General features: G+C 67.1%; 7 protein-coding genes. All 7 read left to right on the plus strand.

Translation table 11 applies throughout. The annotated features are described in order from the left end of the window. A complete protein-coding gene (locus WBB07_RS04005; RefSeq protein WP_094295049.1) occupies positions 1-1,368 on the plus strand; it encodes a PPE domain-containing protein in 1,368 nt (455 codons plus the stop codon). A 78-nt stretch (positions 1,369-1,446) separates the two neighbouring features. After that, positions 1,447-1,749 carry a hypothetical protein gene (locus WBB07_RS04010; RefSeq protein WP_094295095.1) on the plus strand — a complete coding sequence of 101 codons (303 nt, stop codon included), beginning with the start codon at positions 1,447-1,449 and terminating at the stop codon, positions 1,747-1,749. Between the two features lie 37 nt (positions 1,750-1,786). Next, positions 1,787-2,080, plus strand: coding sequence for a hypothetical protein (locus WBB07_RS04015; protein ID WP_094295048.1), 294 nt, complete (start codon positions 1,787-1,789; stop codon positions 2,078-2,080). A 14-nt stretch (positions 2,081-2,094) separates the two neighbouring features. Next, positions 2,095-3,051 (plus strand): ESX secretion-associated protein EspG, encoded by a 957-nt coding sequence (locus tag WBB07_RS04020; RefSeq protein WP_094295047.1) that lies wholly within the window; start codon positions 2,095-2,097, stop codon positions 3,049-3,051. A 784-nt stretch (positions 3,052-3,835) separates the two neighbouring features. Further along, positions 3,836-4,993 (plus strand): MinD/ParA family ATP-binding protein, encoded by a 1,158-nt coding sequence (locus tag WBB07_RS04025; protein ID WP_238382148.1) that lies wholly within the window; start codon positions 3,836-3,838, stop codon positions 4,991-4,993. After that, positions 4,990-6,507, plus strand: coding sequence for a type VII secretion integral membrane protein EccD (eccD, locus tag WBB07_RS04030; protein ID WP_094295046.1), 1,518 nt, complete (start codon positions 4,990-4,992; stop codon positions 6,505-6,507). Before WBB07_RS04025 ends, eccD begins: the two co-directional genes overlap by 4 nt. Then, a partial coding sequence (locus tag WBB07_RS04035) for a S8 family serine peptidase (protein ID WP_526304969.1) occupies positions 6,504-7,075 on the plus strand: 572 nt, incomplete at its 3' end. The genes eccD and WBB07_RS04035, both read left to right, overlap by 4 nt.

Consider the following 7,075-nt stretch of genomic DNA (forward strand, 5'->3'; position numbering starts at 1 on the left):
ATGCCCGCTCAATATTGGGGGCTTACACCCGAGACCAACGCCATCCGGCTGACTACCGGACCAGGCGCGGCGGCCATGACATCGGTCGTGGCCGGCTACCAGGCCGCCGGGGTCACCCACATTCAGCAGGGCGCCCAGATGATGGCGACTGCGGCGACGACCGCTACCGGCAGCTGGTGGGGGAAAGGTGGCACCTCCATGATGGCTGCTGCTGTTCCGAAGTCGGAGTGGCAGATTGAGGCCGGCGCTCATGCGGAGAAGGCCAGTGGTCTGATCGGCGCTGCTGCTGGTGCCCATTCTGCGGCGGTCGCGGCGACCATTCCGTATCCGGTCGTCGTTGCCAACCGCATCCGCGAGGCAACGCTGCAAGCTACGAACATCATTGGCCAGAACACCCCCGCCATCGCCGAGGCTGACGTCGAGTACGGCGAGTACTGGGCGCAGAACGCGACCGCGATGACCGGCTACTCCAGCGCCGCGGCCAGCATCGTGTCCGGCCTCAGCGTCCCGCTTCGCCCACCGCTGGCCGCCGGAGGCAATCCGGCCGCGTTGGCGGCAGGGGCGGCCAGCATGGGCGCGCAAGGAGTCCAGACCGGTGTCCAAGCGTCCATGCAGGGTCTCAGCGCCCCACTACAGGCCGCGGGTCAAGCCGTCTCGTCGGCGGCCCCGGCCGCGCTGTCGGCGGCGACCAGCGCCGGCCAGTCAGGCGGCGAGGGCGATGTGGGCACTACCGGCACCCCGCAACTCGCTCAGCCGGGTGGAAGCGAACTGCTCGGTAGCAGCCAATCGATGATGGGCATGGCGAGCTCGCTGCCCTCCATGGCCCAGGGAATGACCCAGCCGCTGTCGCAGCTGGCCCAAGCGCCTATGCAGATGGGCAGCCAGCTGAGCAGCATGATGGGCGGCATGGGCGGCATGGGCGGCGGACCGTTCGGCGGACTATCGGCCAACGCTCCCGGCGCCAACCTCGCTGCGTCTATGAACGGTGTCAGCGGCGGCTTTGGATCCGGCGGTGGCCCGGTGACGGCCGCGCTCACCAAACCCGCCGGCGCCAGCATGGGCAGTGGCCCGATCGGGATGCCCTCGGCGTGGTGGGGCCCAGCCTCGGCCGCAGACGGGTCGAGCGCGCCCGGCCAGAACAAGCCCTCGGCGGCCGCACGCGCAGGCATGCCGGGCATGGCTACGGGCCCGATGGGCTCCGGCATGCCCGGAATGATGCCGATGGGCGCCGCCCAGGCAGGGCAGCGCCGCGATCAAGGCGCGAGCCGCAGCGAGGACGACACCTCCCTATCGGTGGTCCTCGACGACGCGGACGCTATCCCCATCCTGACCGCCAATGGCGTGGTCTACACAGACGGGGGAGGGTGATCGCTCGGCGACAACCGGCGCAACACATGACAACCAACCAGCACACCCATCCCATACGGGACTCGAAAGGAAGTGGACATGTTCCAGACTGACTCAACCAAGCTGCGCAACTCGGCCAGCCAGCTCGACGAGATCAAGAACCAGACGCTCAACGCCCTGGGCCGCTACATGACGATGAACCAGGACCTCGGCGGGAGCGCCTTCGTCGGCATCGCCTCCGTGGCCTCGATGAAGACCACCGAGGAAGTGGCCACCACCGGCCGCAACGTCTCGGCCCGGTTCGATCAGGTGATCCAGGCCATGCAGACCGGCGCCAACGAGTACGACCGCGTGGAGGCCGAGAACCAGGCCAAGCTGTCCAGCGTCGCCACCCAGGCGTAACCCACCTACCGACAACAACTTTCGAAGGAGAACCCACATGGAGGGTATGCGGTACGACCAGGCGAAGATGATGGACCACGTGGCCGCCCAGGCCGGCTTGGTCTCGCATCTGAACGGTCTTCAGGAGCAGGCACTGCAGGTTCTCGCCCAGACGCAGGACTTCTGGAGCGACAAGGGTGCCAACGCCTACGCCGAGGCTCAGCGTTCGATCACGCAGGCCTACCAGCAGGTCTTCGAGACCATCCAGCGGCACGGCGGCGCCCAGGGCGGCGCGGTGCAGAACACCGATATGGGTGACGCGGCGAACGCTGCCCGCTTCGTCGGCATCTGAGTAAGGACTGACCCATGGGAGCGCAGCTGTCGACCACCTCCGAAGGACTGTGGCTGACAGCTGCGCTCTCTGGCGTCACCAGACTTCCTGCGGCGCTGCGCGTGCGGCCTGTGGGCGACACCGAGGCTATGCTGGCCTCCCACCCCGGCCTGCAGGTACTGGAGGAGGCGGGGGTCTGCCAGGGCCGGACACTGGACCCTGATGTGCAGGAATGGCTTTGGACACTGGGCCGCTGCGATATCGACGTGTCAATCAGGGTGTCCCGCCCGGACGCGAAGTCTGAGCGTCTCACCGGCCCCCCAGAAATCTTTACGCCGCCAGCGGATCCGCTCAAAGAGCCTCTTGCTGCCGCGGCAGCGCTACGCGCATGGCGCGCACACCAATCTGCCGATCGGACAGCGGTTCTGTGTCGCCGTGACGGTAAATGGGTTGTCGCAGCGCGCGTGTGGCGAAGCGGTGAGGAACCGCTCGACGAAGTGACCATCAGCCCCCTCGACGGTGACACTACTGTTTTCGAGGCTGTGAACGACTTGCTCGGGGAGGAGATCCCGGCCGAGTTCGAGGGCGTCAACATCGAGGCCGAACAGCTGGAGTCAGTGCTGGGCAGCTGGCAGTCGGACCCGCAGGGTTACGACGTGATCGGGGAATTGCTGAAGCTAGGCCTGACGGCACGCCAGGCTCGCGTTATCGTCGCCGTGTCCGATACCGGGGCCGTGCGCGCGGCCATCGGCGCCACCCAATATTCAGTGGATGGTCCTGAGTTTGCCGCTACGGGTGCGATGGTTGTCGACTCCCTGATGGGCAGGGTCGTCATCTCCTCCAGTACCACCGACGACCAGCAGCGCTGGACAATGCTGTTTCCCGGCACCGCGGCGCGGATCAATCGCGCGGTGAGCGACGTGCTGAAGGACCTGCCCAGCGGTGCTGGCTGGGACCAGCATCAAAGAATTCAGACATTTCACGCACACTGATGTGCTTAACGTCGTGGACGCCTGAAATGTGTGGTTGGTAGTCTTTCTGCGACGGTGATATTCACCGATTCGAGGAGCCTTTAGCGCTCCCCGGTGGAAATCGGCAGGAGGGCGGGGCTACATGACCGAGTCCAGAGATCAACAGTTCTTCGACGCACTGAACAACACGGGGCGCGGCGATGACGACGAGACGCGCGGGAGTGCACCAGGGGCCGCAAGCGCCGGCGACGAAACGCCGCCAGCAGGCCCCAGCTATCCGCAGCCACCATTTGCTGCTACAGACGAGCCCCAGGGCGACCCTGCCGGCGGCCGGCACCACATCGACCCACCCGGCGACAGCGGCGGGGGATGGGGCCAACAGCCACCGACGACGGGTCAGACCCCACCGACGAACAACGTGCCGCGCGGGGATGCCGCAGCGCCCCCACCGGGTTATCCCGCGGTTCCCTGGCCGCCTCAGTCGCTCGAAGGCCCCAACCAGAGCCTCGAATCCAGCCCCATCCAGGGTGAGATACGCACTCCGGCAGCGAAATTCCCGCCTGCGAACGATGAGCCAACAGCCCAAGTGAACGCGACGCCTAGACCGCCCACGGCCGAAGGTCCGCAGCACCACGAACAGGGACCTGCAGCGCCGCCGTGGAGCGCACGCCCGGCTGGACAGCCATCAGCCTTCGGCAATGACGTACCACGCCAGGAGGCAGAACCGCCGGGACGACCGGCTCCTCGGCCGGTCGCGCCGGAGGAACGCACACAGTTTCTGTCTCGCGAAACGCTGCGAAACGCGTTGGGATCCAACGCAACACCACCGCCTCCTCCCGGTTGGCCGGCTCAGGGCGGTGCCCCCCAGTCAGGCGGGGGACAGCGACCCACCCAGCCACCGCCGGGCTGGTCGGCGCGGGCGCCGGAGTCGCGGCAAAGTGAACCCGTAGCGCCCAGCGGGCCGCGACCGCCCGAATGGGACTGGTCCCACAACACCGGGTCCGGGGGTGCTGAGCTGCGCAGCGAGCAGATTTCCGCTTCCGAACTCAACACTCCACGCAAGATCCCCTCGTCACGCGGATGGCGAAAGTGGCTCTACTACGGGACATTCAAGCTCATCAACACCGGCGAGTCACCGGATGAGCAGCTGCTGCGTAACCTCAACGCGACGGTCGCCGGCCACCTGCGCGGCACCTACTCCATCGTGGTGCTGGGCGGCAAGGGTGGCGTGGGCAAGACAACGACCACCGCGTCGATCGGGTCGACATTCGCCTCGCTGCGCAAGGACAAAGTGATCGCCATCGACGCCAACCCCGATCGCGCCTCGAACCTGGCCGATCGGATCGACCCCAAAGCCACGAACTCCTACAAGGACGTGCTGTCGGATCGAAACCTGAATGGTTACAGCGATATTCGCTCGCACGTCGGGATGAACGAGTCTGCCGGCCTCGATGTCCTAGGCAATCGATACCAAAGCGATCGTCAGCCACTGACTGCGCAGGTGTACACCGACACTCATGCGGTGCTGCAGCGCTTCTACAGCGTGTTGATCAGCGACTCCGGCACCGATGTCGACCACCAGGTCATCCCCGGCCTGATGAGCCGCGCCGACGCCTTGATCATGGTGGCTTCGACAGCGCCGGACGGCGCGAAAGGCGCTGCTGAGCTGATGGATTGGGCCTACGAGGCTGGTTATCACCGGTTGCTACAACGCACCGTCGTCGTCATCAACGATGTGCGGGGCGAGACAGGCAAGGCTCACCGCAAGTTGGTGGAGTCGCTGGTGGAGAAGTTCTCTCGCTGGGTCAGCCCGCAACGCGTCTTCGTCGTCCCGTTCGATCCGCATATCGCCTCTGCTGGGGTGATTGACATCAACGAGCTGCGCCCGGAGACACGGCGGCGCTACCTGGAAATCACCGCTCGGCTGGCCTCGGGCTTCAACAGCAGTGAGGACGGGAAGTGAACCCCGCCGAGCCGTCCACCCCGGCGCTGTGCCGGGTCGCGCTCCTGGTGGGTGAGGACTTCGAGATCGACTACTCCCTGCCCGCCGGGGTGGCGCTGATCGCGGTCACCGAAGACCTGGTGGCCCGCGTCAACGAGGTTCTGCGCGAACGGGGCCGCCCACTGCTCAATCCCGAGCAGAGCTACCGGTTGTGCCGCGCGGACGCACAACCGCTGGACCCGCAGAAGACGCTGGATGAGTGTGGGGTGCTCGACGGGGAGCAATTGTGGCTGCTGCCGGCGGCCTCGGCCGAGACCTACGAACCGGTGACGGAAATGGTCTCGACCGCCATCGCGCGGGCCGCCAATCAGCTGCTGGCCACCCTGACACCCGACATGGGCCGCAAGGTCGCCAGCTGGCTCACCGCAGGCGTTGTGGGGTGGGCATGCCTCATCCTGGTCAACTGGTGGTGGAGCATCGGCGGCACCGACGCCTCGTACGGCTGGATCGGTGCAGCCTCGGCTTGGACGATGCTGGTGGCGCTCGTCGCGGCAGCCCGCGGACTGTCCAAGGCAGACCCCAGCACTGTGGCCGGCCGTGAGCGCCGCGCAACCGGTCACGCACTGTCCTGGGTCGCGCTCATTCCCGCGGCGGCTGCCGCGGCCATGTCCCTGCCGGGCACCCCGAGCCTGTGGCACCTCGCCGCACCGCTTGTTGCCGTCATCGTCGGGGTCATCGTGCTCGCCACGATCTGGGGCCGCCATATCGTGGCGATCGCCGCGATTCTGACCGTCAGTGCGTTCGCCTTCGTGGCGGCGGTCGTCGCGGCCTCGACGTGGGAGGTCCGTCCAGAACGGGTCGCCGTCATCGCCATGATCGGCGTGGTTATCGCCGTGACGTGGGCGACCAGCACCGCCGTCGCCGCCTCCGGCGTGCCGACACCGCTGTTTCCGTCCGTGACCAATCGCGGCGTCTTCGAGCGGCTGCCCGGCCAGCCCTCCGACACCGTGTCGCCAGTCGGCCCGACCGGAGTGGCCACCGCGGAACAGGTCCGCGCATGGGTGATGCGCGGTAACAACACCTTGACCGGCATGATGATTGGGCTCGCCGTGGTGACCATCGTCGCCGCCCGCTACGCCGTGGTACCTGGCCAGCCCGGCGGATGGCGCTACACCGCCTTCGTGGGAGCGGTCTGTGTGATCCTGGTGCTTCGCTCACGCTCGTTCGTGGACCGCTATCAGTCCGTCACGTTGATGGTTGCCGGTATGGGGGCAGCGGCAGTGGCCATCGGCCGCTACGCCGCCAGCGATTCCACCAGCTTGAAGGTGGCCATGATTTGCGTCGCGGTCACCCTCGGCCTCGCCGTGCTGGGACTGCTCTCGGCGCTTGTGGTGCCCTTCCGCGAATACACCGCCCCGATGCGCCGGTTCGTGGAAATGATCGAGTACGTCTTGTTGCTCGCGCTGCTGCCCTGGGCACTGTGGCTGCTCAATCTGTATCCGGTAATCCGCAACGCAGTCAGGCACGGGATATGAGCCGCAAGCCTTTTGCCGACCGGGTGCGTACCGGTGCTGGACTGGTAGGCACGGTTGCGCTGCTCGCCGCCACCAGCATGGGAGCCAGCTGGGCGATCACCCCACCGGTGGTGCCGCCCGGCCCGCCACCGCCAGATCCCGCGCCAGCCCCAGACTGGCCGATGAAGCAGACGCGCGCGTGCACGCTGACCGGTGTCGTCCCCGGCAGCGATCTGCGCGAGCTGCCCCCGGCGCTGGCAATGCTGGATATGACCGCGGCGTGGCAAGAGTCGACCGGTGCCGGGGTCGTCGTCGCCGTCATCGATACCGGGGTGGCGCCCTCTCCGCGCCTGCCGCACCTGGTGGCAGGCGGGGATTACGTGTTGGCGCAGTACGGTGATGGGCTCTCAGATTGTGACGGACACGGGACTTTGGTCGCATCGTTGATCGGCGCAGCACCTTCGGGTGCCCCGCTGCCGGTGCGTCCGGCGGGCGCCCAGGTGGCACCGCCACCGCCCGCAGCCCCGGCGCCACAACCGATTCCACCGCCACCGCCACCGCCCACAATCACCGTTACCAAGACCACCAC

This window comes from Mycobacterium sp. (assembly GCF_049647605.1).
GTDB lineage: Bacteria > Actinomycetota > Actinomycetes > Mycobacteriales > Mycobacteriaceae > Mycobacterium.

Excerpts from the sequence above, each read along its gene's own strand:
- WBB07_RS04005 (WP_094295049.1), top strand. The coding sequence starts at position 1 with ATGCCCGCTCAATATTGGGGGCTTACACCCGAGACCAACGCCATCCGG.
- WBB07_RS04015 (WP_094295048.1), top strand. The coding sequence starts at position 1,787 with ATGGAGGGTATGCGGTACGACCAGGCGAAGATGATGGACCACGTGGCC.
- WBB07_RS04020 (WP_094295047.1), top strand. The coding sequence starts at position 2,095 with ATGGGAGCGCAGCTGTCGACCACCTCCGAAGGACTGTGGCTGACAGCT.
- WBB07_RS04010 (WP_094295095.1), top strand. The coding sequence starts at position 1,447 with ATGTTCCAGACTGACTCAACCAAGCTGCGCAACTCGGCCAGCCAGCTC.